This window comes from Tepidiforma bonchosmolovskayae, assembly GCF_008838325.1.
GTDB lineage: Bacteria > Chloroflexota > Dehalococcoidia > Tepidiformales > Tepidiformaceae > Tepidiforma > Tepidiforma bonchosmolovskayae.
Window position 1 is genome coordinate 1,347,466 of record NZ_CP042829.1, and the last position, 26,854, is coordinate 1,374,319.

At 72.2% G+C, this 26,854-nt stretch carries 29 protein-coding genes; 12 read left to right on the plus strand and 17 right to left on the minus strand.

Annotated elements, in window-relative coordinates:
* Positions 1–33 precede the first annotated feature (33 nt).
* Positions 34–759 (plus strand): hypothetical protein, encoded by a 726-nt coding sequence (locus Tbon_RS06750; protein WP_158066923.1) that lies wholly within the window; start codon positions 34–36, stop codon positions 757–759.
* Positions 743–1,189, plus strand: coding sequence for a CoA-binding protein (locus Tbon_RS06755; protein WP_158066924.1), 447 nt, complete (start codon positions 743–745; stop codon positions 1,187–1,189). Before Tbon_RS06750 ends, Tbon_RS06755 begins: the two co-directional genes overlap by 17 nt.
* 106 nt (positions 1,190–1,295) lie before the next feature.
* Here the strand turns inward: Tbon_RS06755 and Tbon_RS06760 are convergent, their stop codons facing one another.
* A complete protein-coding gene (locus Tbon_RS06760) occupies positions 1,296–2,471 on the minus strand; it encodes a thiolase family protein (protein WP_158066925.1) in 1,176 nt (391 codons plus the stop codon).
* Between the two features lie 193 nt (positions 2,472–2,664).
* Between Tbon_RS06760 and Tbon_RS06765 the strand changes: the two genes are divergently transcribed.
* Complete coding sequence (locus Tbon_RS06765; protein ID WP_158066926.1) at positions 2,665–2,958, plus strand: hypothetical protein; 294 nt, start codon at positions 2,665–2,667, stop codon at positions 2,956–2,958.
* 9 nt (positions 2,959–2,967) lie between these two features.
* On the opposite strand, the gene radC is transcribed toward Tbon_RS06765, so the two are convergent.
* The 7 genes from radC to Tbon_RS06800 all read right to left on the minus strand — a co-directional run bounded on the left by radC (position 2,968) and on the right by Tbon_RS06800 (position 8,572).
* On the minus strand, positions 2,968–3,684 hold the full coding sequence (radC, locus tag Tbon_RS06770) for a RadC family protein (RefSeq protein WP_158066927.1): 717 nt from the start codon (positions 3,682–3,684) through the stop codon (positions 2,968–2,970).
* 19 nt (positions 3,685–3,703) lie between these two features.
* Positions 3,704–4,744: a trypsin-like serine peptidase gene (locus Tbon_RS06775; RefSeq protein ID WP_192498214.1), complete on the minus strand. Its 1,041-nt coding sequence runs from the start codon at positions 4,742–4,744 to the stop codon at positions 3,704–3,706.
* 98 nt (positions 4,745–4,842) lie between these two features.
* Entirely contained in the window at positions 4,843–5,970 is a 1,128-nt protein-coding gene (locus Tbon_RS13815) for a trypsin-like serine peptidase (RefSeq protein ID WP_192498215.1), read from the minus strand.
* A 110-nt stretch (positions 5,971–6,080) separates the two neighbouring features.
* On the minus strand, positions 6,081–6,617 hold the full coding sequence (locus Tbon_RS06785) for a hypothetical protein (RefSeq protein ID WP_158066929.1): 537 nt from the start codon (positions 6,615–6,617) through the stop codon (positions 6,081–6,083).
* Positions 6,614–7,174, minus strand: a complete 561-nt coding sequence (locus tag Tbon_RS06790) for a LysM peptidoglycan-binding domain-containing protein (RefSeq protein WP_158066930.1) — start codon at positions 7,172–7,174, stop codon at positions 6,614–6,616. The genes Tbon_RS06785 and Tbon_RS06790 overlap by 4 nt, the downstream gene beginning before the upstream one ends.
* Positions 7,175–7,213: 39 nt before the next feature.
* A complete protein-coding gene (locus Tbon_RS06795) occupies positions 7,214–7,507 on the minus strand; it encodes an ATP-dependent Clp protease adaptor ClpS (protein ID WP_158066931.1) in 294 nt (97 codons plus the stop codon).
* 207 nt (positions 7,508–7,714) lie between these two features.
* Entirely contained in the window at positions 7,715–8,572 is an 858-nt protein-coding gene (locus tag Tbon_RS06800) for a patatin-like phospholipase family protein (RefSeq protein ID WP_158066932.1), read from the minus strand.
* Positions 8,573–8,698: 126 nt separating this feature from the next.
* Between Tbon_RS06800 and Tbon_RS06805 the strand changes: the two genes are divergently transcribed.
* The 3 genes from Tbon_RS06805 to Tbon_RS06815 are packed head-to-tail and all read left to right on the plus strand — an operon-like array spanning position 8,699 to position 12,558.
* Positions 8,699–10,429 (plus strand): alpha/beta hydrolase, encoded by a 1,731-nt coding sequence (locus Tbon_RS06805; protein WP_158066933.1) that lies wholly within the window; start codon positions 8,699–8,701, stop codon positions 10,427–10,429.
* 54 nt (positions 10,430–10,483) lie between these two features.
* On the plus strand, positions 10,484–11,776 hold the full coding sequence (locus tag Tbon_RS06810; protein ID WP_158066934.1) for an MFS transporter: 1,293 nt from the start codon (positions 10,484–10,486) through the stop codon (positions 11,774–11,776).
* A 35-nt stretch (positions 11,777–11,811) separates the two neighbouring features.
* Positions 11,812–12,558 carry a hypothetical protein gene (locus tag Tbon_RS06815; RefSeq protein ID WP_158066935.1) on the plus strand — a complete coding sequence of 249 codons (747 nt, stop codon included), beginning with the start codon at positions 11,812–11,814 and terminating at the stop codon, positions 12,556–12,558.
* 81 nt (positions 12,559–12,639) lie between these two features.
* On the opposite strand, the gene Tbon_RS06820 is transcribed toward Tbon_RS06815, so the two are convergent.
* From Tbon_RS06820 to Tbon_RS06850, 7 genes are all read right to left on the minus strand, one after another.
* Positions 12,640–13,878, minus strand: coding sequence for an alpha-L-fucosidase (locus Tbon_RS06820; RefSeq protein WP_158066936.1), 1,239 nt, complete (start codon positions 13,876–13,878; stop codon positions 12,640–12,642).
* Positions 13,879–13,913: 35 nt separating this feature from the next.
* The gene (gene tmk / locus Tbon_RS06825) at positions 13,914–14,534 is read right to left on the minus strand and encodes a dTMP kinase (RefSeq protein WP_158066937.1); all 621 of its coding nucleotides are present in this window, start codon (positions 14,532–14,534) and stop codon (positions 13,914–13,916) included.
* The gene (locus tag Tbon_RS06830) at positions 14,531–16,294 is read right to left on the minus strand and encodes a R3H domain-containing nucleic acid-binding protein (RefSeq protein ID WP_225734725.1); all 1,764 of its coding nucleotides are present in this window, start codon (positions 16,292–16,294) and stop codon (positions 14,531–14,533) included. The genes tmk and Tbon_RS06830 overlap by 4 nt, the downstream gene beginning before the upstream one ends.
* A gap of 4 nt (positions 16,295–16,298) precedes the next feature.
* A complete protein-coding gene (locus tag Tbon_RS06835; protein ID WP_158066938.1) occupies positions 16,299–17,222 on the minus strand; it encodes a GNAT family N-acetyltransferase in 924 nt (307 codons plus the stop codon).
* Positions 17,219–17,833: a pyridoxal 5'-phosphate synthase glutaminase subunit PdxT gene (pdxT, locus tag Tbon_RS06840; protein WP_158066939.1), complete on the minus strand. Its 615-nt coding sequence runs from the start codon at positions 17,831–17,833 to the stop codon at positions 17,219–17,221. Before pdxT ends, Tbon_RS06835 begins: the two co-directional genes overlap by 4 nt.
* 153 nt (positions 17,834–17,986) lie before the next feature.
* Entirely contained in the window at positions 17,987–18,325 is a 339-nt protein-coding gene (locus Tbon_RS06845; RefSeq protein ID WP_158066940.1) for an ATP-dependent Clp protease adaptor ClpS, read from the minus strand.
* A 39-nt stretch (positions 18,326–18,364) separates the two neighbouring features.
* Positions 18,365–19,249, minus strand: a complete 885-nt coding sequence (locus Tbon_RS06850) for a DUF459 domain-containing protein (RefSeq protein ID WP_158066941.1) — start codon at positions 19,247–19,249, stop codon at positions 18,365–18,367.
* A 40-nt stretch (positions 19,250–19,289) separates the two neighbouring features.
* Between Tbon_RS06850 and Tbon_RS06855 the strand changes: the two genes are divergently transcribed.
* From Tbon_RS06855 to Tbon_RS06870, 4 genes are all read left to right on the plus strand, one after another.
* Complete coding sequence (locus Tbon_RS06855) at positions 19,290–20,798, plus strand: MBOAT family O-acyltransferase (protein ID WP_225734726.1); 1,509 nt, start codon at positions 19,290–19,292, stop codon at positions 20,796–20,798.
* A 43-nt stretch (positions 20,799–20,841) separates the two neighbouring features.
* Positions 20,842–21,903, plus strand: coding sequence for an SGNH/GDSL hydrolase family protein (locus Tbon_RS06860; protein ID WP_158066942.1), 1,062 nt, complete (start codon positions 20,842–20,844; stop codon positions 21,901–21,903).
* 58 nt (positions 21,904–21,961) lie between these two features.
* Positions 21,962–23,158, plus strand: coding sequence for an MFS transporter (locus Tbon_RS06865; protein ID WP_158066943.1), 1,197 nt, complete (start codon positions 21,962–21,964; stop codon positions 23,156–23,158).
* 63 nt (positions 23,159–23,221) lie between these two features.
* Positions 23,222–24,115: an alpha/beta hydrolase gene (locus tag Tbon_RS06870; RefSeq protein WP_225734727.1), complete on the plus strand. Its 894-nt coding sequence runs from the start codon at positions 23,222–23,224 to the stop codon at positions 24,113–24,115.
* A gap of 5 nt (positions 24,116–24,120) precedes the next feature.
* On the opposite strand, the gene Tbon_RS06875 is transcribed toward Tbon_RS06870, so the two are convergent.
* A complete protein-coding gene (locus Tbon_RS06875; RefSeq protein ID WP_158066944.1) occupies positions 24,121–24,594 on the minus strand; it encodes a DinB family protein in 474 nt (157 codons plus the stop codon).
* A gap of 88 nt (positions 24,595–24,682) precedes the next feature.
* Between Tbon_RS06875 and Tbon_RS06880 the strand changes: the two genes are divergently transcribed.
* Both Tbon_RS06880 and Tbon_RS06885 read left to right on the plus strand, forming a co-directional pair.
* Complete coding sequence (locus Tbon_RS06880; protein ID WP_158066945.1) at positions 24,683–25,375, plus strand: MIP/aquaporin family protein; 693 nt, start codon at positions 24,683–24,685, stop codon at positions 25,373–25,375.
* Between the two features lie 2 nt (positions 25,376–25,377).
* Complete coding sequence (locus Tbon_RS06885; protein WP_158066946.1) at positions 25,378–26,034, plus strand: arsenate-mycothiol transferase ArsC; 657 nt, start codon at positions 25,378–25,380, stop codon at positions 26,032–26,034.
* Between the two features lie 14 nt (positions 26,035–26,048).
* On the opposite strand, the gene Tbon_RS06890 is transcribed toward Tbon_RS06885, so the two are convergent.
* The gene (locus Tbon_RS06890) at positions 26,049–26,801 is read right to left on the minus strand and encodes a 3-hydroxyacyl-CoA dehydrogenase family protein (protein ID WP_192497809.1); all 753 of its coding nucleotides are present in this window, start codon (positions 26,799–26,801) and stop codon (positions 26,049–26,051) included.
* Between the last annotated feature and the right edge of the window lie 53 nt (positions 26,802–26,854).

Sequence of the window (26,854 nt, forward strand, 5' to 3'; positions counted from 1 at the left end):
CCCGCCTGCCGACCCCCGACGATCGAATACGACATGGTCACCGACCTCCCCGGGCACGTCGTCGAACAGCGCCGCGACGGACGCAGGACCGTCCTCCTCCACCGGGCGATGGCCGTCATCGGCGATGACCGCATCGAAATCAAGAGCGCCCGCGGCACGGTCATCCTCCCCCTCCTCGGCCTCCTCATCTCGGCCGCCATCGGCTGGCTCATGGTCGACCGCGGCCCCACCCTGCCCTTCTGGCTGCTTGTCACCCTCCTCGTCGTCCTCATCATCCTCGTGCCCGTCTCGGTCATGGGGCTCGTCGGCGCCCTCGTCGGCGCCGATGTCGTTGTCGACCGCAGGAAGGGCTCGGCCACCTGGCAGCAGGGCTACCTCGGCATGGGCATCGGCACGAAGGAGCTCGTCCCCTTCGCCAAGATCGACCACCTCGAAATCTGCATCGAAGGCGACCAGCCCGACCGCTGGCACGACCTGCCCGATGACCTCCGCCAGTTCTCCCTTGTCCTCGTCAAGAAGAGCGGCAAGCGCCTGCCCATCTGCAACGTCCCCGTACCCGCCTACGGGCAGGAAGACGGGATGGACCGCACCCTCGCCGTCGGCCAGGCGGTCGCCGCGATGACCGGCGCCCGGCTCGACCTGCCCGAGGGGTGGGAGCTCGTCGAAATCGACCTCGAGACCGGCGAGCCGGTCATCAAACCCGAACCCGCGGGGAACCGGCCCCGCCCACGGAGGAAGCGCCATGACCGCCGCCGCTGAGCAGCCCGCCATCGACCTGCTGATGGGCGCGAAGACCATCGCCGTCGTCGGACTCGACAGCCGCACCGACCGCCCGGCCTACCGGGTCGCCAGCTACCTGAAGGAGCACGGCTACCGGGTCATCCCCGTCCACCGCGGCCGCTTCCCGGCCGACGAAATCCTCGGCGAACGGGCCTACGCCTCCCTGCGCGACATCCCCGGGCCGGTCGACCTCGTCGACGTCTTCGTCCGCCCGGCCGATACCGACGAGGTGATCGACGACGCGATCGCCATCGGCGCGAAGGGGGTGTGGCTGCAGGAGGGCATCACCAACGACGCCGGGCTGGAGCGGGCGCGGGCTGCCGGCCTCGTCACCATGCAGGACCGCTGCGCGAAGGTGGTCCACCAGCAGCAGGCCGAGCGCCGCGCCGGGGACCACGCCGCAGGCTGAGTCGGCATCCCCGCATGGCGCCGGAAAACGGCGTCGAGAGCCGAAGCACACGACAACGGGGCCGCCACCCGGCGGCCCCGTCGCGTTCGTCGAGTGACCGGCTGCGTCAGTCGAGCCGTTCGAAGATGGTCGCGATCCCCTGCCCGCCGCCGATGCAGAGGCTGACGATGCCGTAGCGGCCGCCCGTGCGTTCCAGCTCGTACATCAGCTTCACCGTGAGGATGGCGCCGGTCGCGCCGATCGGGTGGCCGAGCGCGATGGCGCCGCCGTTCGGGTTGACCTTCTCGGGGTCGAGGCAGAGCTCGCTCGCGCAGGCGCAGGAGACGCTCGCGAACGCCTCGTTCAGCTCGATGCAGTCGATCTGGTCGAGGGTCATCTTCGCCTTCTCGAGCGCCTTGCGGATGGCCGGGATGGGGCCGGCGCCCATGATTGCCGGGTCGACGCCGGCCTCGGCCCGGGCGACGATCCGCATCCGCGGGCGGGCGCCCAGCTCCTTCGCCTTGCTCGCGCTCATCAGGACGAGCGCGGCCGCGCCGTCGTTGATGCCGCTGGCGTTGCCGGCCGTCACCACGCCGCCCTCCTTGAAGGCCGGGCGGAGCTTCGCCAGCGCCTCCACGGTCGTGGCCCGCGGGTGCTCATCGGTATCGAAGACCTTCTCTTCCCTGCCGACGCGGATGGTGATCGGGGCGATTTGCTCCTTGAACCGCCCGGCTTCGATGGCGGCGAGGGCGCGCCGCTGGCTCTCGGCGGCGAAGGCGTCCTGCGCCTCGCGGCTCACTTCGAACCGCTCGGCGAGGTTCTCCGCGGTGATGCCCATGTGGTACCCCTTGAAGGGGTCGCTCAGCATGTGGATGATGCCGTCTTCAATCGAGTCGTGGCCGAGCCGGTACCCCTGCCGCGCTTTGCGGAGGTAGAAGGGCATCCGCGTCATGTTCTCGGCGCCGCCGGCGACGACCACCTCGGCGTCGCCGCTCTGGATGAGGCGCGACGCCGTGTTGATCGCCTCGAGCCCCGAGCCGCAGATCCGGTTCACGTTCATCGCCGGGGTGCCGATCGGCAGGCCCGCCTTCACCGCCGCGTGGCGGGAGAGGTAGGCGTCCTCGGCCACCTGCCCGACGATGCCCATGATGACGTGGTCGACCCGGTCGGGCTCGATCCCCGCGCGGTTGACCGCCTCGCGGATCACGTGGGCGCCGAGGTCGGAGGCCGGCACATCGGCGAGCGAGCCCTGGAACCGGCCGATCGCGGTGCGCACACCGCTGGTAATGACGACATCTTCCATCTTCGAAAATCCCGGGTGCATGGAATGCTGGAGCCCGCGGGGATGGGGCCCAGGGAGCACGTTCGCCACATTGTACGCGCGGGGTTCCGGGGCGTGCCAGCCCATAGCAGCCGCCCCACCGATAGCCCTGCCCTATGGGTCGGAACCGCCCCGCATCGTACCCTACCCCCACCATCCCCCGAGGAGCCGCCCCGTGAGCGAAGCCGAGCAATCCGTCCCCGAGTTCTATGTCGATGCCGTCCAGATCAGCACCGGCGTCTACGGCGTCGCCCTCACCTTCGGGCTGAACCCGCCCCACCCGACCGGCCCCCACGGCGCCGTGCCGAAGGACCTCTGCGTGCTCCGCATGAGCCTCGAGCACGCCAAGGTGCTGGCCATGCTCCTCCGCGCCCAGCTGAAGGAGTACGAGCGGGAGAACGGCGAAATTCCCCTCCCGCCGAGCCTCTACACCTCGCTCGGCATCGCCCGCGAAGACTGGGGCTTTTAGCCGGGCCGTTCACGCGTCGAAGGCGAGCCCTTCGCGCCGGAGCGAGACGAACCCCCGCGCGCCGATGACGACGTGGTCGAGCACGGCGATATCGAGCAGCTCGCCGGCCCGGATGAGCTCGCGCGTCAGGGCGATATCCTGCGGGCTCGGCCGCGGGTCGCCCGAGGGGTGGTTGTGGGCGAGGATCACCGACGTCGCTTCCAGCACGATCGCCTGGCGGAAGGTCTCGGCCGCGCGGATGCTGACTGCGTTCACGCTCCCGCCGTTCACGGGGGCGATGCCGCCGAGCAGCCGCCCCTTCGTATCGAGCGGCAGGGCGTAGAACTCCTCGCGCGTCTTCCCCAGCAGCCGCGGCCCGAGGAGGTCGAACACGGCCTCCGGGCGGAGAAGGGTCGGCTGCTCGCCCGGGTCGAGGGCGTGGACCCGCCGCCCGAGCTCGACCGCCGCGGCCAGCTCGGCCGCCTTGGCCGGGCCGAGGCCGTCGACCCGCTGGAGCGCGGCAGGGTCGGCGCGGACCAGCCCGCGGAGCCCGCCGAGCGATTCGAGCAGCCGCCGGGCGAGGTCGACCACGTTTTCGCCGCGCCGCCCGGTGCGGAGGAGGATGGCCAGCAGCTCGGCATCGGCGAGGACGCCGGGCCCGTGCTCGAGCAGCCGCTCGCGCGGGCGCTCGTCGCCCGCCCACTCCCGCATCGTGCGGTAGGGTGCCGCCCGCTGCTCCTCGCCCATGGGCCGCGATTGTAGCCGCTCAGTCGCGCGCAAGGAGCGGCACCCGCAGCCGGAACTGGCCTGCCGGGGGCACCGGCGTCGCCGTGCGCGTCGGGGTTGGGGTGGCCGTCGGCGTGCGCGTCGGGGTCGGGGTCGCCGTCGGTGCAGGGCCCTCGACGTACCACTCGAAGCCGCAGCCCATCTGGTTGCATGCCTCCACAAGGTCGGCAATCACGACATCGTCGATGCGGGTCGCCTCGTTGTAGCCCGCGGAGGCGTTGCCCCGCACGTGAACCCCCACGATGTAGCCGAGCAGGTGGGCCCGGTTCGTCGTGTTCGTGAGGATGACGGCGGAGCCGCTCTGCCCGGGTGCCGTGTCGATCGTGTGATAAAGCGTGAACGCGTCGACCTCGAGGAAGCCGGGCTGGTAGTGGAACCACATCGTGCCTTCCGGCTTATCGCCCGGGTAGCCCACGATGGCCGGTTCAATGTCGGGCAGCCGCAGCGTGGCCGTCGAGAGGATCGCCATCGTCAGCCAGCCCGTCTCCCATCCCGGTTCGTCGGCCACGTGAATCAGCCCCCAGTCGTACAGCTCGTTGCCGGGGTCGAAGTACCAGGGGTCGGGCACCCACCAGTCGGTCCCCCAGGTGAAGCCGAACGGTTCGAACCAGCTGTCCTTCCCGGGGACGACGCGGATGTCTTCGGTCCAGCCGTCTTCGCTGTAGAGGCAGTGGGCCGCGGTCAGGATGGCGTCGGGCGAGATGAAGGTGCCGCTGCAGGTGCCGGTGACGTCGCCGTACCGGTCGTACAGCTCCAGGTAGACGACCGCCGACCAGGGGAAGTCTGCGGTGTTGGTCACCCGGATGCGGTTATCGGGGCCGATGACGGCTGCGGCGCCGGCATCCGGCGCGGTGCGGGCGGCGACCGGCGGGTGGAGGCCGTCGTCGCGGAAGACCCGCCCGCTGCGGGCGGTCGGCAGGGCCGGGTCGGCGCCGGCTTCGCCGCCGGGCGCGAGGAGGACGAGCAGGAGGCCGGCCAGCCCGAGAACGGCCGGCAGGAGCGGGAGCGTGCGGCCGCGCATGCGAGGACCTCGCCGCCGGAAGCGTCGCAGGCAGCCGCGGCGGGCCGCGCTGCGCTGCGCGGCCGCCATTCTACCCGGCGCCGGCTACCGACAGGGGTTCAATCGCGCGCCAGCTGCGGGATGCGGATCGGCGCCGGCCGCGGCGGAGGCGGCGGCGTGGCCGCCCGCGTGGGCGTCGCCGTCGGCGTGAAGGTGGGCGGAGTCGTCCGCGTCGGGGTGGGCGTCGGGGTCCGGGTCGGCGTCGCGGTCGGGGTAGGCGTCACGCCGAGCCCGGCGCCCTCGGGGGCCGTGAACGTCAGCAGCACGCAGCCGAACGGCCGGCAGTAGGTTTCGAGTGCGGCGAGCATTCCCCGGGTAAAGCGCACTGAGAAGTTCCAGTCGCTGTTGCCGGAGGAGACCACGCTGAAGATGAAACCGATGTCGTTGGCGATGGCGTAGATGGGCGAGCCGCTCTGGCCATGCCACACGTCCATCTTCGTGTAGAGCATCGTCGGGGTGACGAAGAACTCGCGCGAGGTGGTCCACCACATGCCGTCGGGCTTGTCGCCGGGGTAGCCGGCGGTGAACAGCTGCACATCCGGCCGGGCGAAGAACGAATCGGGCGCGTCAGCGAGGTACGGGTACGGCTCCAGCGCCCGCCCCCAGGGCGGGTTTTCGAAGACCACGATGCCCCAGTCGTATTCGTCAGGGATGGCGGGGTTCGGCACTGCGGCGCCCCGGCCCTCCGCCCACCCCCGCGGGATGACCATCTTGGAGCTGGCGGCCACACCAAACGGCCCGTAGGTCTCCCCGTTGTAGCCCGGCACCGCGACGATGCGGTCGAAGAATCGCCCCTGCTCGTACAGGCAGTGCGCTGCGGTCATCATGACCACGGGCGTCACCATGAATCCCGTGCAGCTCCCGAAGTAACGGTTTCCCACGTAGATTGCGACATAGCTGATAGTCCGGATGAGCGGCAGGTTCGCATCGGGAACGCGGTACCGCTCGTCCGGCGGAAAGACGCCGTACGCGGCGCTTCCAGTCGCCAGCTCCTCGAGCGTCCGCTCGAAGAGCTTCTCCGCCTCTGCCGGCGAAAGCGGCTCGGTGGAGTGTTCGATGAGTTCGATGCCCGGGTCAGCTGACGCGCTGTCCGCGCTGGCGCCCGGCGCCGCCAGGGTGAACAGCAGCGCTCCGAGCGCCGGGAGGAGCAGCGCCAGGGCGGCCGAGCGGGAGCGCGTGCTGCGCATGGGTGTCACCCCCGGTTACGAATGTCCGGGGCATGCTGCGCTGCGCGTGCGTCATCTCATGACGTAATCGGCGATTGCCGGCCGCCCGACGAAAATTTCACAAAACCCGCCTACCGCCGCTCGATCGGCCCCCGCCCGCTCCCGCCGGCGGGACCCCGGCCCTGCCCGCGCGCCTCCTCGCCGCCGCCCGGCTCCTTCAGCACCTCGGCCCAGACCAGCACCGCCGAATGCGGGTAGTAGGTCACCTCCACCCAGTCGCCCTCCCGCACCCCGGCCACGGCGTGCGCATCGGCCCGCAGAATCTGCCGGTCGACCCGTACGTAGTACGTCTTCAGCACGAGCGAATCGCGCCGCGACCACATCCGCGTGACCCGCCCCTGCCGCACGCGCGGCTTCGCAAACAGGTCCAGCACCGACTGCACCGCCTGATACCCGAACAGGAAGGCGAGGAACCCGAGCACCACCACGAGAAACCAGGTCGAGCCGCGCTCGCCGCCCCCGGCGGTCCGGTCGTACAGGAAGAAGAGGAAGGCGCCGACGGTGACGGCCGCCACCGGGACCCAGAGCAGCGCCGAGCGGAGGATGCCCGCGCGCACCGCCCGCGCCTTCAGCTCGCGCTCCAGCTCCGGGTCGCCGTACGCGCTCACGGCAGCCGGAGCTCCATGCCGACGGCGAGAGTGTCCGGGTTCAGCCCCGGGTTCGCCGCCACGATCGCCTCGACAGTGGTGCCGTTGTCGCGCGCAATCTGGAAGAGGGTGTCGCCGGGCTTCACGACGTAGATGCGGGCCCCAGGGGTGGGGGTGGCCGCCGCCGCCGTGGGCGAAATCGCCGCCGTGGCCGTGGTCGCCGCTGTGGCTGCGGACGTCGCGGTGCGCCCGGGAGCAGGGGTCGCCGTCGGCGCGCCGCCGCGCGGCGTCGGCGTCGCGGTTGCGCTGACCGCCGGCGTCGGGCTCGGCAGTTCGCGCACGAGCGGACCGCGGCTTTCGCTCGCCGGCGGGCGGATGAGCAGGAAGGCCGTCACAAGCGTGGCCAGCGCCAGCAGGGCCAGCGACCCGCGGAAGACCTTCGCCGAGGGCACGGCCGATTCGGGCGCCATGCACCGGAGGCACACCTCGGCGCCGTGCTCCTCGCAGTAGAGCCGGCCGCAGGTCGGGCAGTCGGCGGTCGCCGGGCGTTCGCAGTAATGACAGGTCGTGTCGGTCACCGGTGGTTCAAGCCTACCCCGCCGGCCGGAACGGGAAAGTCAACCGCGGCTGGCGGCGGGCTCGATGGTTGCGGTCAGCCCGAACGACTCGAGCCGCGCCCGGTAGTGTTCGGCGGCCTCTTTCGGGCATTCGATGACGACGGCCCGGCCGTGGTGGTGCGCCTCGAGCATGATCGCCGTCGCCTCCTCCGCCGTGAGCGACGGCACCGAGCGCCGCAGCGCCGTCACCACGTGGTCCATCGTGTTCACGTCATCGTTGTGGAGGATGACGCGGTAGGGCGGCAGCAGCTTTTCCAGGACCGCAGGGTCGAGTTCCGTGGTCGGTGTCGACATGGGAGTTCGGAGACTGGAGGTGGGAGGTTGGAGGCTGGAGCCTGGAGCTTGAGTATACCCCACGCCTCCCTCCTCCCTGTGGCGGGGCAGGGCTGTGGCGGGTCTCCCTCCTCCCCCGGCGGGGCGCGGGGGCTGTGGTGGGGCTCCCTCCTCCCTCCTCCCTCCTCCCCCGGCGGGGCGGCGGCGGCCGCGGGCGGGTCTCCCTCCCTATGCCGCCAGCCGCGTGCTCCCGCCCGGGTGGGACCTCCCCTCAGGCACCACCCGCCCCCAGGGGTCGATGACGCGCGTCAGCTCGCTCCGCGCCCGGGCCAGCTGCGCCTGGATGAGCCCCTCCGACACATCGAGCCGCCACGGCGACAGCCCCGCAAGGTCCGGCCGCACCACCCGCACCGCCGCCGCCGACCGTGCGATCGCCTCCATCGCATCGGTCGTGGCATGGGTCAGGATGCGGAACGACTGCGCGAGCACGCCGATAGCCGTCCGCGGCGGCGCCACCGTCCCGGGCGGCGGCGTCAGGTCGATCGCCAGCACCTCGCTGGCGCCGAGGGCAATCGCGCTGGCGATATCGACCGAGGCCGTGATGCAGCCGTCGACGAACAGGTCGCCGCCGATCTCCACCGGTTCGAAGACTCCCGGGATCGCCGTTGAGGCCGCGATCGCCGGCGCCAGCGGCCCTTCGCGGAAGAGGTGCTTCCGCCCGCGCGTCAGGTTCGTTGCCACCACTGCGAGCTGGAGGCGCGCATCCTCGAAGCGGAGGTCGCGCACGTGGGCGTCGATCAGCCCCCGCACGATGTCGTTGTCGCGCAGGGCGAGGGGGCTCCGCGCGATGCGTGCCGCGAGGTGGACCGGGTTCCAGCGCAGCACCCGGATCCGGCCGAGCCCCCGCCAGACTTCGAGCAGCCCCTCCGGGTCGTCCGGGTACATCGCCACCCAGGCGCCGTTCAGCGAACCGACGCTCGTGCCGATGACGAGGTCGGGCCGGAAGCCGAGTTCGAACGCAGCCTGGATGTAGGCGGCCTGGACCACGCCGTACGTGCCGCCTCCCCCGAGGACGAGTGCGCGCATGCCGTGCCGCGGAGCCTCCGGTGCCACCCTGCATCCTCCTGTGTCATGGGTATCGGCCGGCCTGCCCGGCCCGTACAGCCCCTTCCCTCTTCCCTTTCCCTGCGGGCTGCTACCTTCATCCCTGCCATGGCCCGACGCCTCCTCCTTTTCGCTGCCGCCACCTTCGCCGCCCTCGCGCTGGCCTGCTCCGACCGCGCACCCTCGAACGCCGGCGCCGGCACCGCCGGACCCCGCCACGCCGCGCTCCAGTGGTCGAACTGCGGCGGCCGCGCCGAGTGCGCCACCCTCGAGGTCCCGCTCGACTGGAACGCCCCCGCGGGCGAAACGATTGACATCGCCGTCATCCGCTACCCGGCGCGCAAGCCCGACCAGCGGATCGGCGTGCTGATGGCCAACCCCGGCGGCCCCGGCGGCTCCGCCATCGACTTCCTCCGCGCCTGGCAGAGCATCCTCGCCCCCGAGATCCGCGACCGCTTCGACCTCGTCGCCTTCGACCCCCGCGGCGTCGGCGAAAGCACCCCCATCCTCTGCCACGACCGCCTCCAGCAGCTCGTCGCCGTCGACCCCGACCCGGATACCGAGGCCGAATGGCAGGAGGCCGAGCGCGTCTCGAAGGCCTTCGCCGATGACTGCGCCGCAGCCGCGGGCCGGCTCCTGCCCCACGTCGGCACGAAGAACGTTGCCCGCGACATGGATGCCCTCCGCGAGGCGCTCGGCGAAGAGCAGCTCACCTACGTCGGCTACTCCTACGGCACCACCCTCGGCGCGGTCTACGCCGACCTCTTCCCCCAGCGCGTCCGCGCCTTTGTGCTCGACGGCGGCACCGACCAGTCGCTCGATTACGAAACGCTCGCTGTGACCCAGATGGTCGGCTTCGAGCGCGCCCTCCAGGCCTACCTCGATGACTGCGCCGCCCGGCGGTGCATGCTCGCCCGCGACGGCAACCCCCGCACCGCCATCGACCGCGTCCTCGCTGCTGCGGAGCAGGCGCCGATCCCCGCGCCCGGCGCCGACCGGCCCGCCGGACCCGGCGAGGTCCAGCTCGGCATCATCTCCGCCCTCTACAGCACCGCGACCTGGAACCAGCTCACCCAGGCGCTCGTCCGCGCACTCGCCGGCGACGGTACCGGCCTCGTCCAGCTCACCGACCAGTACCTGCTCCGCAACCCCGACGGCTCCTACCCGAACCTGATCGAAGCGAACTACGCCGTGAACTCGGTCGATTCGGTCTGCCCGAAGGACCCGCGCGCCTACCGGGCAATGGCCGACCGGTTCGCGGCGATTGCGCCTACCTTCGGCCGGTCGGCGGCCACGAGCGGGCTCGTGTGCGCCTACTGGGCTGCCCCGCCCGACCCGCTCGGCGTGCCCCGGGCCGCCGGCTCGGCGCCCATCCTCGTCATCGCCACGACCAACGACCCGGCGACGCCCTACGAGTGGGGGAAGGCCCTCAGCGAGCAGCTCGAGAACGGCGTGCTCGTGACCTACCGCGGCAACGGCCACACCATCTACGCCCAGGGCAACGCCTGCGTCGATGCCGTGGTCAACGCCTACCTGCTGAACCTGGCCGTTCCCTCGGCCGGCACCACCTGCGGCGACGGCCCGCCGCCGCCCGGGCAGGCCGCCGCCTCGCAGGCGTCGCCGCCGACCGAAGCCGCGACGCCGTCCCCCGCCGCGCGCCTCGCCACCCCGACGCCGCCCGCTGCCGCAGACCCGCCGGCCGAGGGCGATACGGCCGGCAGCGGCGAACCGGCGACCTGGGGCTACTGGGTCGCCGGCCTGCTCCTGCTGGCGACGGCTGTCGCCTTCGCCGGCATCGGCATCGCCCAGGCCCGGCGGGGGCGGCCGCCCGGCCCCTAACCCTGCCCTCGCGTACACTCCCCATCACCCCCACCACGGGACCGGAGGACCTGCGTGGCCGATGCCGCGCCCGGCGCCCTCGCAGGCCGGCAGACCCGCCCGGCCCGCATCTTCTACGGCTGGTGGATTGTCGCCGCCGGCGCGGCCCTGCAGGCCCTCCAGGCCGCCCTCCTCGGCCAGGCCTACGGCGCCTACGTCGTCCTCCTCCGCAGCGAATTCGGCTGGAGCACGACGATGCTCTCCGCCGCCTCCAGCCTCCGCGAGGCCGAAAGCGGCATCCTCGGCCCCGTCCACGGCACCCTGCTCGACCGGTTCGGACCGCGCAGGGTCGCCTCGGCCGGCGTCGTCCTCCTCGGCCTCGGCTTCATGCTCTTCAGCCGCGTGCAGGAACCGTGGCAGTTCTACGCCGCCTTCCTCGTCATGGCCGTCGGCGCGAGCATGTGCGGCTTCCTGACCGCCGCCTTCTCCGCCGTCCACTGGTTCGAACGCCGCCGTGCGACCGCGATTTCGCTCGCCTCGGCCGGGTTCGCCGTGGGCGGCATGTGTGTGCCCCTCACCGTCCTTGCCCTCGAAAGCCTCGGCTGGCGGACGACGGCGCTCCTCTCCGGGGCCCTGGTCATCGCGGCCGGGCTGCCGCTGGCGCAGCTCTACCGCCACCACCCCCACGAGCTCGGGCTCGAACCCGATGGCGTCCCGCCGGCCCCCGTCCGCCGCGCACCCGGGGAACCGCAGCCGCCGCCGGCCCGCCGCGATTTCACCCTCGGCGAAGCCGTCCGCACCCCGGCCTTCTGGCTGATTTCGCTCGGCCACGCCTCTGCGCTGTTCGTGGTCGTCGCGATGAGCGTGCACCTCGTCTCCCACCTCCGGGAGAGCCAGGGCTACACGCTCGGGCAGGCCTCCTCGGTCGTGATGGCGCTCACCTTCACGTTCATGGTCGGCAACCTCACGGGCGGCTTCCTCGGGGACCGGGTGAACAAGCGCGCCCTGCTGGTGACCTGCATGGCGATGCACTGCACCGGGCTGCTCCTCCTGTCGCATGCCGTCAACCCGTGGATGGTGGGCGGGTTTGTCGTCATCCACGGCCTTGCGTGGGGCTGGCGCGGCCCCCAGATGACCGCCATCCGGGCCGACTACTTCGGGCGGGCAGCCTTCGGGAAGATTATGGGCGTCTCGAACATGGTCATCCTGAGCGGCACGATCCTCGGGCCGCTCATCGCCGGCTTCGCCTACGACCGCACCGGCAACTACCGCCTCGGCTTCGATATCCTCGCCTTCATCGCCCTTGCCGGCTCGGTCTTCTTCCTCCTCGCCCGCCGTCCCGCCCCGCTGCCGTCCCGCAGCCCCTAGCCCCCGCTCCCCGCTCCAGGAGTACACTGGCGTTGATGCCCTCAGGCCGCAGGCGCTTCGGCCGCTACGACTGGGACGCTATCGCCGGCATCGTCGCTGCTGGTGCGGCCCTGGTGCTCCATTTCCTGCACATCGTCGAGGTTGAGGTCCTCCTCGCCATCGCGCTCGTTCTGCTGGCGCTCCTGCTGTTGCGGGACCTTCGCCGCGAGTCCGGCGACGAGGCTGCCGAGGAACGCCTCGCCCGCACCGAGGCCGCCGTCGCGGCTCTCGCCGCCTCGCTGCGGCGCCCCGATGTCGTGCTTATCGGCCCGCGGGACCTTCGCCGCGCCAGCGCCGAGTTCGCTCGCCGCGCCCGGGGCGAGGTAACCTGGTTTAATGTGTGCCTGCTCATGTTTCGGCCGCAGGAGCTCTTTGATGTGCTCCTTCGGCCGGCTCTCGAGAACCCGGCCGTCACGACCGTTCGCTTCATCCTCGACCCTTCTCAGGGCGACCTGTGGGAAACCGAGCTGCTTCCGAAGGTGCACGCTATCGGTGCCGGCAGCCGGCTTGCTCCGCCTGTGTGGGTCCCGCTCCGGGAGGAGGCGGTCTCTTTCATCCTCACCGACACCGACGCCGGCACCACGGAAGCGCATCTCAGCTTCTGGGGTGAGCCGTTCATGTCACGCGCGGCGGGACTCGATATCCCCCGCTTCGTCCTCCACGTTCAGCCCGGCAGCGAACTGCTCGTCCAGCTCTCCGAGATGGAGCGCCGCTACCGAACCGCCCGGGCACCTGCCACCTGACCCTCCTCCCTGCTCCCGGCTCCCTGCTCCCGGCTCCCCCGGCGGGGCGCGGGCCGCTGCGGCGGGGCTCCCTCCTCCCTCCTACTCCCACTCCACCGCCAGCACCGTCGCCAGCGGGTCCAGCTCTTCCCCCGGCACCTCGATCGTCAGCTCGCCCAGCGGGTCGCGCCCCAGCAGCCGGTCCACGATTGCGCACCGGCCGGAGGTCGCCAGTTCGCGGCCCGTGGCCACGTTCCACGCCCGGCGCACGTGGTCGATCGGCACGCCCCGCACCGTCACGCGGTCGTACGGCCGCATCAGGAGGTGAAGGTAGGTCACGTTCCCCCGCTTCGTCGCCGGGCCGTAGAACTGCCACGGCTCCAGCCCCGGTTCGGTGCCGGTGATCGCCTCGCCGTGGCGGGCCATCCAGCCGGCCACCTCCTCGAGGATGGCAGTCTGCTCCGGCGGCAGCGTACCGTCGCCCCGCGGGCTCACGTTCAGGAGCAGGTTCCCGCCGCGCCCGGCCACCTCGCACAGGGTGTGCACCACCTGCCGCGGCGTCTTCCAGCGGGTATCGGAGGGGACGTACCCCCAGCTCTCGTTCAATGTCATGCAGGTCTCCCACGGCCCCGCGGGCGGCTGCGGCGGCACGAACTGCTCCGGCGTCGCGAAGTCGCCGGCGCCGGGCAGCCGGTCGTTCAGCAGGATGCCGGGCTGCAGCCGCCGGATGAGCGCCTCAAGCTCCTTCGCCCGCCACTGCTCCGGCGTCCGCTCCCAGCCGCCGTCGAACCAGAGCAGGTCGATCGGCCCGTAGTTCGTCAGCAGCTCGCGCACCTGCTCGAACATGTCGGCAAGGAACCGCGCCCAGCCCTCCGGGGTCGGCTGGCGGCCGCGCCCGAACCGGTACGGCCGGTCTTCGTCGGTGAGCGCCGGGTAGCCGGGGTGGTGCCAGTCGCAGAGCGAGAAGTAGAGCCCGATGCGCAGCCCCTCGGCGCGGAACGCCTCGACATACTCGCGGACGAGGTCGGCCCCCACGGGCGAATGGGCCACGCCGAACTCGCTCGTCTTCGTGTGGAACATGGCGTAGCCGTCGTGGTGCTTCGCGGTGAAGACGGCGTACTGCATCCCGCAGCGCTTCGCGAGGCGGGCGAGGGCGGGGAAGTCGCGGTTGCGCGGGTCGAAGGTGGCCGCCGAGGCCTGGTACTCCGCTACCGTCATCGCGCCCGTGGGCAGGGCCGCATTTCCCCCGGCCATCGGCCACGAGAGCTCGACTCCCTGCTGGGACGCGTGCCCCCAGTGGATGAACATGCCGAAGCGGGCCGTCGCGAACCAGTCTGCCATCGGGGCCGGATGGTACGCGCCGGCCGCCGCGGCCGCTACCGGAGGACCCGCAGCACCCGTTCCACGGCGAGCTCCGCAACTCGCTCCGCGGGCAGGCTGGCATCGATGACGGCCCACCGGGCCGGGTCGTCCCGCGCCTGGAGGAGGTACCCCTCGCGCACCTTCCGGTGGAACTCGAGCCCCTCCTGGCCGGTGGCGATGGCCGCTCCTTCGCCTGCCTTCCGGGCCAGCCCGGCCGCCGGGTCGAGGTCCAGGTAGACCACGAGGTCGGGCTCCAGCCCGCCGGTGGCGGCGCGGTTGGCGGTCCGCACGACCACCGGGTCGAGGCCGCGGGCATGGACCTGGTAGGCGAAGGTGCTCGGCGCGAACCGGTCGCAGAGAACGGTCGCGCCGCCCTCGAGCGCGGGGCGGATGACTGTGCTGACCAGCTCGGCGCGGGCAGCGAGGAAGGCGAACAGCTCGGCCCACGGGCTCAGCCGCTGGTGGAGCAGGGCCCGGATCGCCTCGCCGGCGGGGGTGCCGCCCGGCTCCCGCGTGAGCACCACCCGCCGGCCGGCCGCCTCCAGCCGCGCCGCCACGGCCGCCGCCGCGGTGCTCTTCCCCGAGCCTTCGCCCCCTTCGAAGACGATGAACCGGCCGCGCGCGCCGCTGCTCACCGTTCGAACGGCGTCCCGGTGCCGAGCGGCAGGATCTTCACCCGGCGCATCGGCTCCTTGCCGGAGCTGCGGCTTTCGAGGTTGTACCGGTTCGCCAGCTGGTGCTGCACACGCCGGACGTAGCTGTTCGCCGGCGGCAGCTCCACCGGCCGCCCCTCCTCCAGCACCTTCGCGATCGCCTCCTCCGTCTCGCGGAAGATATCGACCATCGGGTCGCGGCGCGGGCCGCGGCCCGTGCTCCCGCGGTCGCCCCGGAGCTGGAGGAGCGCCTGCTCGAGCTGGTAGACGCCGCTGCTCTTGACCACGTAGAGCGGCAGGTTCCGCTCTTCGGCCTCGCGCAGGGCCGGCGGCTTGTTCCGGTAGTAGTTGCGGAGCGTGATGACGGCATCGGCGTCGGCCGGGTCATCGACCAGCTCGATGTTGGCGCCCACCGAGCGCGCGGCCTGCTCCAGCCGCCCCCGCGGGATGCCGAACGGGAAGAGCCGCGTAATCCGCGACGCCGGCCGCGGGGCTGCCGTCACGAACGGCGTGCCCTCCTCGTCCTCGGCAGGCTCCGGCTCGAGGGGCTCTGCCGGCTCGAAGGCGCGCGGCTCGCGCGGTTCGCGGTACTCGCGGATGTGGCCGCCGTTCCGGCGGTGGCCGATCTCCCACGTGGGCGGCCGCCCGCCGCGCGCGCCGCCGGCGCCCTGGGCGCCCATGCCGAATTCGCCGCCCTCGCGGTCCGAATCATCGATGATCTCGATCCGGCCGCCCGGGCCGAGCTGGCGCGTCTCCGGCTTCGCCCGGTAGCCGCGGAGGATGGCATCGACCGTCTCCGCCACGTTCTTGTGGATCGACACCCGCCGCCAGCTCTCGATCTCGACCACGATGTCGAAGGTCGGCGGCGCCTTCCGCTCGAGGATCGACTTCTGCGTGCCGCGGCGGCGGGCCTCTTCGTCGCCGAGGGTGACCGACTGGATGCCGCCGATCAGGTCGGCCAGCGTCGGGTTCAGCATCAGGTTCTCGAGCGAGGTGCCGTGGGCCGTGCCGACGAGCTGCACGCCGCGCTCGGCGATCGTCCGGGCCGCCTGCGCCTCCAGCTCGGTGCCGATCTCGTCGATGACGATGACTTCGGGCATGTGGTTCTCGACGGCTTCAATCATCACCGCGTGCTGCATCGACGGGGTCGCGACCTGCATCCGGCGCGAGCCCCCGATCGCCGGGTGAGGCACATCGCCGTCGCCGCCGATTTCGTTCGAGGTGTCGACGATGATGACCCGCTTGTTCGCGTCGTCGGCGAGGACGCGGGCCACTTCGCGCAGCATCGTCGTCTTGCCGACGCCCGGGCGGCCGAGGAGGAGGATGTTCTTGCCGCTCAGCACGAGGTCTTCGATGACGCGGATGGTGCCGTAGACGGCGCGCCCCACGCGGCAGGTGAGGCCGATCACCTTGCCCCGCCGGTTGCGGATGCAGGAGATGCGGTGGAGGGTCCGCTCGATGCCGGCGCGGTTGTCATCGCCGAAGTCGCCGATCCGGGCGATCACCCACTGGAGGTCGGCCTCGGTCACCTCCTCGCGGCTGAGGACGACTTCGCGGCCGGGGTAGCGCGCCTCGGGCAGGCGGCCGAGGTCCATCACCACTTCGAGCAGGTCGGTGCGGCGCTCGGCGTCGCGCAGCGGGCCGGAGATGTGCGGCGGCAGCGCATCGAGCAGCAGGTCGAGGTCGTCGGTGACGATCTGTTCAGATGGCAGCGGCGTTGAAGAAGAAGACGGGTGGGTCACGGGCTTATTGCGGCACGGGGAACGATTCCGCCGGGACCGCTACGACCTCCTTGAGGGTCTCGGCCCGCGCGAGGCGGCGAGCGCACATGAGCCGCACTCCGAGGGCCGGATAGCCGCGCTCCTGCGCGGCAGCTTCGATGCCGGGCTGGTGTTCGGCCACCACCAGCGCCCCGTGGCGGGGTGCATGGGCCTCCACGGTGTCGAGCGCAGCCTCGACGAGGCTGCCGCCCTCGGCGAGCAGGAGGTGCGCCTCGCGCTCGCCGATCCCGGCCCAGCCGATGAGCGCGCCGTCGCCATCGGCCACGAACTCGTGCTCGCAATCGAACGAATCGAGCACGGCCCGGAACTCCTGCAGGCCCGGCGCCTCGTTCCGGCGGACCTGCTCCGGCACGGCCCGGCAGTACAGCCGGAAGATGCCGGCGCGGTCGGCCCGGGCAGCCGGCCGGAACGGGTTGCCCTCCGCCATCTTTGCCCGCGCGCTGCGGATGGCGTACAGCCGCTCCAGCCGGTAGGCGAAGAAGCCGGCCCGCCGGAGCGCCGCCGCGTGGGGCGACCCCTCGGCGTAGCGCAGGTAGAGCACCCGCCCGCCGCGGAGCGCCACCTCCCGCGCAAGCCCCTGCAGCAGCGCGGCCACCGCATCGTCGTCCTTCGGTCGGCCGATGCGTACCGAGGCGACATCCCAGCCGGCGCCGCCGGCAAGCTGGCGCGCCACCGCGACGCCCCGGTAGCTCAGCCCGCGGCGCAGCCCCACGACCGCCGTCCGGGGCACGCGCGGCAGCCGGGTGATGCCCGTCGCCGCCAGCCCGCTCGAAACCAGCAGGTTCTGCGAACCGCGCAGCGCCACCACCTCGGTGTCGAGCCGGTGCAGCTGCGGCCAGAGCGTTGCCGCGTCGATGGGGCTGAGGGCTTCGGCTGCCAGCTCGCTCATTTCGCTGCCCCCTGCGGCGCGCCGATGGTCAGGAAGTAGGCATGCAGCCGCGGGTCGCGCGTCAGCTCCGGGTGGAAGCTCGTCGCCAGCAGGTTCCCCTGCCGCGCCGCCACCACGGTCCCGTCCTCCAGCCGGGCGATCGCCCGGGCCGGCGGGTCGACCCGCTCGATGACCGGCGCGCGGATGAACACCGCCCGGAACGGCCCGCCATCGATCCCCTCGATCGCAATCTCCTCTTCGAAGCTGTCCACCTGGCGGCCGAAGGCGTTCCGGCGCACCCGGATCGCCATCGTCTCGATGCCCGGCCGGTCGAGCCGGTCGACCTCCTTCGCGAGGAGGATGGCGCCCGCGCAGGTGCCCCAGGTCGGCTTCCCGCTCGCGCAGAAGTCGCGCAGCGGCTGCTGGAAGCCGTTCGAGAGGATGAGCCGGGCGATGGTCGTGCTTTCGCCCCCCGGGATGATGAGCGCATCAATCCCCTCGAGCTGGGCCGGCTTCCGAATTTCGATGGCGCGGTGCCCCATCGCCTCGAGCATCTCGCGGTGCTCGCGGAAGTCGCCCTGCAGGGCGAGGACGCCCACCGTCTGCGGGCCTGGAACCTGGACATTGGTCATGCGGAACGGTCCCCCGGCGCAGGGCGCGGCTCACGGACGGCAACCGAGGGGTGCGTGGAACGGCGGATGCTCGATGGCAACGGCAGTGCAAAAACCCTGCGCAACCTGTTTCCAGTGTAGCGCACCCGCAGGGGCCCTGCGTGCCGGGAAACGTTAACGTCCTGTGCCCTGGCAGGCCGGCTCGATGATTGCCGACATGCTCCCGCGCGAATTCGGCATCAGCGGGTCCGGCCCGTAGGCGTGGACGAGCTCCTGCTTTGCCCGCACCTCATCGTGGCTGCCCGTCATCAGCACGGCCCGCCCCTGGCTGTCGACCACGCAGGCGATGGCGTACCCCTTTTCCGGCCCGTAGCCGAAGATCTCGGCGCACATGCGGATGACGTAGGCGTAGGTGTGCTCGTCGTCGTCCAGCAGCACGAGGTGGTACGGCGGTTCGAGCTGCTGGTCGGTCTCTTCGATGACGCGTGTCCCGGGAGATGGCAGCAGGCTCATACCGTTGAGTATACCCCGCCGGCCCCGCAGGCCGGCCCCTCAGCGGCCGGGTTCGAACAGCGCGGCGATGACCGCCAGGGCCAGCAGCCGCCCGCCTGCCGGCGTGAAGTGGACCCCGTCGTCCGTCCGCATCACCCGTGGCACACCGTCTTCGTCGGGCAGCACCGCCGTGTAGCGGCCGTCCGGGCCCGAGGTCAGCGCCCACGCATCGAGGTACAGGACCCACGGCCGCGCTGCCGCCTGCGCCTGGAAGATGGCGTTGAGCCGCGGCACGCTCGCCGCCAGGTCGGGCCGCCCCATGTTCGGCTGGCCGACCCAGACGACCGTCCGCCCCGGCCGGGAGAGCAGGTCCATCACGGCGCCCACGCGGGCGGCGTACTCCTCCTCCGAACGCACCTGGTTCGCGTCGTTCGCGCCGACCATGAAGACCACGACGTCCGGGTCGTAGCGCGCCATCTCGGCCGCGAGGTAGGCCGGCCAGTCGAAGAAGTCGCTCCGGACGAGCCCCGAGGAGATCTTGTAGTCGGGGCCGCGCACCGGCACCCCGCCCAGCGCGCTCCACGCCTGGAAGAGCGCGACCGTCATGAAGTACGAGGTGGAATCCCCGTCCGACCAGATGCGGACGCCCTCGGCCGACCGGAGGCGGGCCGGCGGCGGCGTGGGCGTCGGGGTCGGCGTCGGCGGCGGCTCGGGGGTACCGTCGTAGGCGAGGCCCATCACGTAGACGGGCCGGGGCGGCGCCGCGGCGCTGACCGCCGGGGCCTCGGCCTGCGGGTTGCTCACCGCCGAGTAGATGACGCCCGCAGCGCCGCCCAGGAGGCCGGCGGCCAGCAGGAGCGCGGCATGCCAGCGCGGCGGCCGCCAGCGCTGCCGGGCGCCCCCGCTATCGGCGGGCGGGGCGCTGGCGTCGCGTTCATCCTCCAAGCGGGCAACCTCGCAGGGGCGTCACTGGCTACAACGGATGATGCCTGCCGAAAGTTTCCGCCAGTCGCCCGCTTCGGACGAGGCGGCGACAATGCAGGGCGGGGCGGCTCCCCCGCCGGCCGACGCCATGCTCTTCCCGACCGTCGACTTCGCCGTCTTCTTCGTCATCGTCTTCGCCATCGCGTGGCTGCTCCGCCCGTGGCACCTGTGGTGGCGGGTCTTCCTCGTCGCGGCGAGCTGGTTCTTCTACGGCTTCTGGGAGCCGAAGTTCGTCCTCCTGCTCATCGGCTCCACGGCCTTCAACTGGGCCGTCGGCCGCGACCTCGCCGCCATGCGCACCCCCGAGGGGCTCACCCGCTTCGGCCGCTGGTTCCTCGGCTTCGGCATCGCCGCCAACCTCCTCACCCTCGGCTGGTTCAAGTACTACGGCTTCTTTGTCCACGATGTCGCCGGGCTGATTGAGCGGTTCGGCGTCGACCTGCCCCTCCCGCTCCTCCAGGTCACCCTCCCGGTCGCCATCTCGTTCTTCACCTTCCACGCCATCAGCTACCTGGTCGATATCGCCCGCGGCGAGTGCGAGCCGCTCTCCCCGATCGACTTTGCGCTCTACCTCTCCTTCTTCCCCCACCTGGTGGCCGGCCCCATCGTCCGGGTCACCGAATTCGCGCCCCAAATTCGCGCGCCCCTCCGCGAGCGGGTGATCGATGCCGCCCCGGCCTTCACCCTCATCGTCGCCGGCCTGTTCAAAAAGGTCGTGATCTCCACCTACCTCGCCGGCGAAATCGCCGACCCCGTCTTCGCCAGCCCGGCGAGCCACAGCGCGCTCGAAAACCTGTTCGGCGTCTACGCCTACGCCGTCCAGATCTTCGCCGACTTCAGCGGCTACACCGATATCGCCATCGGCTGCGCCCTCCTCCTCGGCATCCAGTTCCCGCAGAACTTCGACAGCCCTTACCGCGCCTGGTCGCTCCAGGACTTCTGGCGGCGCTGGCACATGACGCTCAGCCGCTGGCTGCGCGACTACCTCTACATCCCGCTCGGCGGCAACCGCGGCCCGAAGTGGTTCGTCTACCGCAACCTCTTCCTTACCATGCTCCTCGGCGGCCTCTGGCACGGCGCCGCCTGGACCTTCGTCGCCTGGGGCGCCATCCACGGCGCCGGGCTCGTCATCGAGCGGGAGGTCCGGGCGCGCAACCGCTGGCTGGGCGGCGCTGCGGCGAAGGCGGCCGGCTGGGTCATCACCTTCCACGTCGTCTGCTTCGCCTGGATCTTCTTCCGGGCCGAGACGTTCGGGGCCGCCTGGCAGGTGATTACCCGCATCGCCACCGCCTGGGGCGAGCCCTCCCCGGCCGTCACCCCGCTCCTCGTCGCCGTCATCGCCGGGTCGATCGCCGCCCAGTTCCTGCCGAAGGACCTCTTCCGCCGGTTCGAGGTTGCCTATTCTGAACTCGCCCCTGCCGCACAGGCAGCTATGCTGGCCGTGGCGCTCGTCCTGATCGATGCCCTCGGGCCGGAGGGCGTGGCGCCCTTCATCTACTTCCAGTTCTAGCGGCCGGCGGCTCACGCCCGCCGCGATGGAGCAGCACCCGCAGATGTCCGGCGCAACCCGGCACGGCCCCCGCCAGCGCCTCGGTGCCCGGCCCCGGCGCGTCTTCGGCGTCATGGTCGGCGGCCTCCTCCTCGCCGTCCTCCTCAATGCCCCCGCCCTCGAACAGGGCGCCGAATCGATGCCGTACGGCCGCGAGCGCGACTTCTGGCTCGCCGTCTGGAAGCCGTTCGCGGCCGTCAGCCGCACCTTCTACCTCGATGAGCCCCGCAACCTGCTCGACCGCGCCCTCGGCCGCGGCGGCGGCGACCTCTTCGAGCTGCCCGCGGCCCCCGGCGGCGGCGAAGAACCGGGCCGCGAACCCCCGGCAACCGCCCCGGCCGCCCGCACCCCCGCACCCGGCCGCGGCACCCCCGCAGCCGCCCCAACCCCCACGCCCGACCTCCGCCCGCGCCTCCGCACCCCCACCGCGGCCGACCCGCTCCGCGTCTGGATCGGCGGCGACTCGATGTCGAAGGTGCTCGGCGAGGCCTTCCTCCGCCAGGCCGCCGAAACCGGCGTCATCGCCGCCACCCACGACCCCCAGCTCTCGAGCGGCCTCACCCGGCCCGACTTCTTCGACTGGCCCGGCCACTTCAACCAGCTCGTCCAGTCTGGCCGCTACGAGGTGTTCATCGTGATGTTTGGCGCCAACGACTCCCAGGGCATCAAGACGCCGGACGGCAAGATCTTCCAGCCCGGCGAGGAGGGCTGGACCGCCGAGTACCGCCGCCGCGTCGCCGGCGTGATGGACCTCCTCGGCGGAGGCAACCGGCTCGTCCTCTGGGTCGGCCAGCCGATCATGCGCAGCGCCGAGTTCAGCGAGCGGATGGCCGCCCTCAACGCCATCTACCGCGAAGAGGCCGCAAAGCGGCCATGGGTGCAGTTCATCGACCTCTGGCCGCTCTTCACCACCCCCTCCGGCGGCTACGATGCCTACCTCGCCGACGACGACGGCCAGGTAAAGGAGATGCGCCACCCCGACGGCGTCCACCTCGTCCGCGCCGGCGGCGAGCGGGCGGCGCGGGCGATCATGGCCGTCCTCAAGGCTGAGGCGAAGATCCCCTGAGCGCCGGGGCCGCGCCCGCGGTCGTCCGTTCCCTCGCCGGGCCGTAGGCTCGAAGGCGATGGACGGCAGCCTCCCGCCCGGGTTCCGGCGCTACCCGCTGCCGCTCGCCCTCGCCATCCTGCTGGTCCAGGGCGCCCTCGGCATCCTCCTCTTCGCCGTCTTCCAGGAGTGGGTCCCCCGCGAATTCGGGACAGCCGATTCGTGGGGCGGCTACCTGCTCGCCGCCTACGGCGCGGCCCGCTTCCTCCTCGAAACGCCGACCGGCGCCATCGCCGACCGGGTCGAGCGGCGCGCCGGGCTCCTCCTCGGCTTCCTCCTCATGCTCCCCGCCATCGCCCTCATGGCCGCCGTGCGCGAAGCCGGGGCCTACCTCGCCTTCGCCGCCATGCTCGGCGCCGCGACGGCCTTCCTCTGGCCCGCCGCCTACGCCATCGCCGCCGACCTCTATCCCGTCGACCGGCGCGGCAAGGTCGTCGGCTTCCTGAACCTTGCCCAGCTCGCCGGGTTCGGCATCGGCGCCCTCGCCGGCGCATTCCTCGTCGACCACGCCGGCGGCCGCGAACTCTTCGCCGCCGCCGCGCTGAGCGTCGTCCTCGCCTTCGCCGCGGCCCTCCTCGGCATCCCGAGCTACCGCGGGGGCTCCCTCTTCCGCCGCGTCGACGGCCCGGGCCGGCCGCCCCTCCGCGACGTGCTGACCGGCAGGGTCGCCGCCCTTGCCGGGCTCATCCTCCTCGCCAGCGTCGCCCTCGCCATGCTCGTCCCGGCCATCCGCCCCTACGGCGAGCGCGACCTCGGTGTCACCTTCTCGCGCCTGACGCTCGCGCTCGTGCCCGCGGTCGCCATCGGGGCGCTGCTCTACATCCCGGCCGGCGACCTCGCCGACCGGTTCGGCCGGTGGAAGCCGTTCGCCGCCGGCCAGCTCTGCCTTGTCGCCGGGCTCCTGGTGCTGGCGGCCACGGCCAGCCTGCCGGTGGCGATGGCCGCCGCCGTGCTCGTCTTCGCCGGCAATGTGCTCACCGTCCCCGCCTGGAACGCCGCGGTCATGGACCTCGCCCCCGAAAGCCACCGAGGCACCCTCATCGGGCTCTCCGTCGCGCTGAGCGGGCTGGCGCTGGCGCTGGGGCCGGCGCTGGGCGGGTTCGTCGTCGGGCGCTGGGGGGCCCAGGCGGCGTTCGCCGTTTCGGCTGTCCTTGCGGCGTCCGCCTCGCTCGCCATCGCCGCCTACGCCAGGGGCGCACGGCCAGCGCGGACCTGACCGCCGCGCGCGCCGCCTGCGGAGCGGCTATGCTCCAGCCACCCGCTCACTGGAGGTAGCGCCATGCCCAGCCCTGAAGCTCAGCAGATGGCCGCCATGTTCCGCGCGGCCCCGCCGCCCCTCGAGTCCCCATCCGTGGAGCAGCTCCGCGCGAACATGGATGCGATGGCCGCCCTCGGCGGCCCCGAACCGGGCACCGCCCTCGAACCGGTCGAAGCCGGCGGCGTGCCCGCCGAATGGATCATCGCCCCCGGCGCCGCCCGCGACCGCGCCATCCTCTACCTCCACGGCGGCGGCTACGCCATCGGCTCGATCGCCACGCACCGGGGCGTCGTCTCCCGTCTCTCCGCCGCCTCCGGGGCCGCCGGCCTCGCTCTCGACTACCGCCTCGCGCCCGAACACCCCTTCCCTGCAGCCGTCGAGGACGCCCTCGCCGCCTACCGCTGGCTGCTCGCGCAGGGAATCGCCCCCGGGCGCATCGCTATCGCCGGCGACTCCGCCGGCGGCGGGCTGACGGTCGCTGCCCTCGTCGCCCTCCGCGATGCCGGCGACCCGCTGCCCGCCTGCGCCGTCACCTTCTCCCCCTGGGCCGACCTCGCCCTCGAGGGCGCCTCCATGGACGAACGCGACGCCCTCGACCCGATGGTCCACCGGCCCGGCCTCCAGCAGATGGCCGATTGGTACCTCGCCGGGCAGGACCCGCGCCACCCGCTCGCCTCGCCCATCCATGCCGACCTCGCCGGGCTGCCGCCGCTCCTCGTCCAGGTCGGCACCGCCGAGACGCTCTACGACGACGCCGTCCGGCTGGCCGTCCGGGCGATCGAAGCCGGCACCGCGGTGACGTTCGAGCCCTGGGCCGACCTGTTCCACGTCTTCCAGCTCTTCGCCATGCTCCCCGAGGCGCAGGAGGCCGTCCGCGCCGCGGGCGCCTTCATCGCCCGCTACACCGCGGGCTGAGCGCTTCAGCGCGGCAGCTCCTCCACCCGCAGCCCGAACAGCGGCGGCGGCTCGACCCCCAGCGCTGCGAGGTACGAACAGAGCTGGCTCCGGTGGTGCACCTCGTGCTCCACCAGCCCGCCGAGCACCCGCTTCCATGCCGGGAACGGGTCGCCCGCCAGGTTGCCGATCGTCCGCTCCAGGTCGGCCGTCGTCAGCACGGCGACCGTCTTCTTGCCCGTGCGCAGGCAGAGTGCGCGCAGCCGGTCCGACGTCAGCCCGGGCGGCGGCTCATGGCCGGGGTAGCGGGGCTGCCCGCTGAGGATCGCCTCGAGGTTCATCCGCCGGCTGGCCACGATGTGCAGCGCCAGCTCCGCGACCGTGTACTCGCCCGGCGCGGGCCGCCACCCGAGATGCTCGTCGCGCAGCCGTTCGAACGCCTCGTACGTCCGGGCCTGCACGTTCACCACGTACTTCACGAGGTCCTCGCGGCTAATCACCGGCCCATCCTACGACATGCCCGCCCGCGCACCGCCGCCGGCGGCCCGCTAATCTCCCGTTAACCCCGCGACAGGAGCATCGCCCCGGATGTCCCGCGAGCAGCTCGCACCGTACCTCGCCGAGGCCCTCGGCACCTTCGCGCTTGTCTTCGCCGGTCCGGGCGCCATCGCCGTCGATGCGGCGTCCGGCGGCGCCGTCAGCGGCGTCGGCATCGGGCTCAGCTTCGGGCTGATCGTGATGGCGATGATCTTCGCCCTCGGGCACATCTCCGGCTGCCACATCAACCCCGCGATCACCCTCGCCTTCGCCGCCCGCCGGCGGATCGGCCCGGCGGCAGCGCTCGGCTACATCGCCGCCCAGCTCGCCGGGGCTGCACTCGCCGGGTTCGCCATCGTCGCCATCGTCGGCGACTACGCCGATGCCGGCGCCAGCCTCCCCCGCCTCGGCGGGACGGACGCCGCCCTCGTCTCCGAAGGCGTGCTCACGTTCTTCCTTGCCCTGGTCGTCTTCTCTGTCGCTACCGATGCCCGCGCGCAGGGCGCCCTCGCCGCCATCGCAGTCGGCGGCTACGTCGCCATGGCCGCCACCGGCTGGGGCCCCGTCGCGAACGCCTCCATGAACCCCGCGCGCTCGTTCGGGCCGGCGGTCGCCTCCGGCGCGTGGCATGCCCACTGGGTGTACTGGCTTGGGCCTATCGCCGGCGCGCTGGTCGGCGCCCTCGCCTTCGAAGTCATCCGCCCCGGCTCGCCACCCGGGCCGCCGGCACCAGAAAGGAGCTGACCATGGCCGCAGTCCAGCTGACCCCCGCCGAAGAGGGCGAACTCCGCGCCCGCGTCCGCCGCGAGGCCGAAGCCCTCGCCCGCGAGTTCGCCGGCATCTTCTCCCCCGAAACGGTCGAGCGGTACGTCACCGAATCGTTCGACGCCATCCGGGGGCGCGCCCGCCTGCTCGACTTCGTGCCCGTCTTCGTCCACCGCTACAGCCGCGAGCGGCTCCGCGCCCTCGCCCAGGCCGAAGGGCTCATCGCCAGGGACCGGCCCGAAGTCCTCTATGTCTGCGTCCACAACGCCGGCCGCTCCCAGGTCGCAGCGGCCCTCACTGCCCGGCTCAGCGGCGGCGCGGTCGCCGTCCGCTCCGCCGGCTCCGACCCGGCCGACGAGATCAACCCCGCGGTCGTCGAGGTCCTCGCCGAGCGCGGCATCGACCTCTCGGAGGAGTTCCCGAAGCCGCTCAGCGACGAAGTCGTCCGCGCCGCCGATGTCGTCATCACCATGGGCTGCGGCGACGCCTGCCCCATCTACCCCGGCAAGCGCTACATGGACTGGGACGTGCCCGACCCGGCCGGGCAGCCCCGCGAAGTCGTCGAAGCGATCGTCGCGGATATCGAGCAGCGGGTGCGGAAGCTCCTCGCGGAGCTGGGCGTCGCTGCCGTGCAGTAACGTTCGGCCCGGCTCTACCACTCCCTGCCGATGCCGCCCCGGCCCCCGAAGAACCCCGAGGGCCAGTTCCGGCCGGTGATCATCGCTTTGTCGACGTCCTCTTTGGTGGCGATGCCCGCCTCCACGATCGCGCGGGCTTCGCGCGCGGCCGCGGCGAACACCCGGTTCAGGATGAAGCCGTAGGTCCCCGGCGTGTCCTTCACCATCGAGACCTCCTTCCCGGCCGCCTCCGCCAGCCGCCGCGCCGTCGCGATTACCTCCTCGCTGTTCTGCGGCGTCCACACCACCTCGCACATCCGCATGACGCTCACCGGGTTCGAGAAGTGCATCCCGATGAACCGCTCCTTCCGCGCCTCCGAAACGTCGCGGGCCACGTCCTGGATGCAGAAGCCGCTGGTGTTCGTCGCGAAGATCGCCTCCGGCTTCACCAGCCCGTCGAGCTCCTGGAAGACGCGCTGCTTCAGCTCCAGGTTCTCCGGGATGGCCTCGATGATGATGTCGCAGTCCGCGAGGGGCGCGAGCTCCGTCGTGTACGTGATGCGGGCCATCGCCGCCAGCGCATCGTCGAACCCGAGCTTGCCGCGCTCCACCGCCCGCTTCAGCCCCCATTTGCCGTCTTCGATGGCGTACCGCGTCTTCGCGATCGCCTCGTCGCTGATGTCGCGCACCACCACGTCGTAGCCGGCGGCGGCGAACACCTGGGCGATTCCGCCGCCCATGACGCCGCCGCCGAGGCAACCCACCTTCCGCACGTCTTCGAACTTCATTGATAACTCCTCCCGGGCCGGACGGCCCTGTGTTGTCGTGCCCCGGAAGGTAC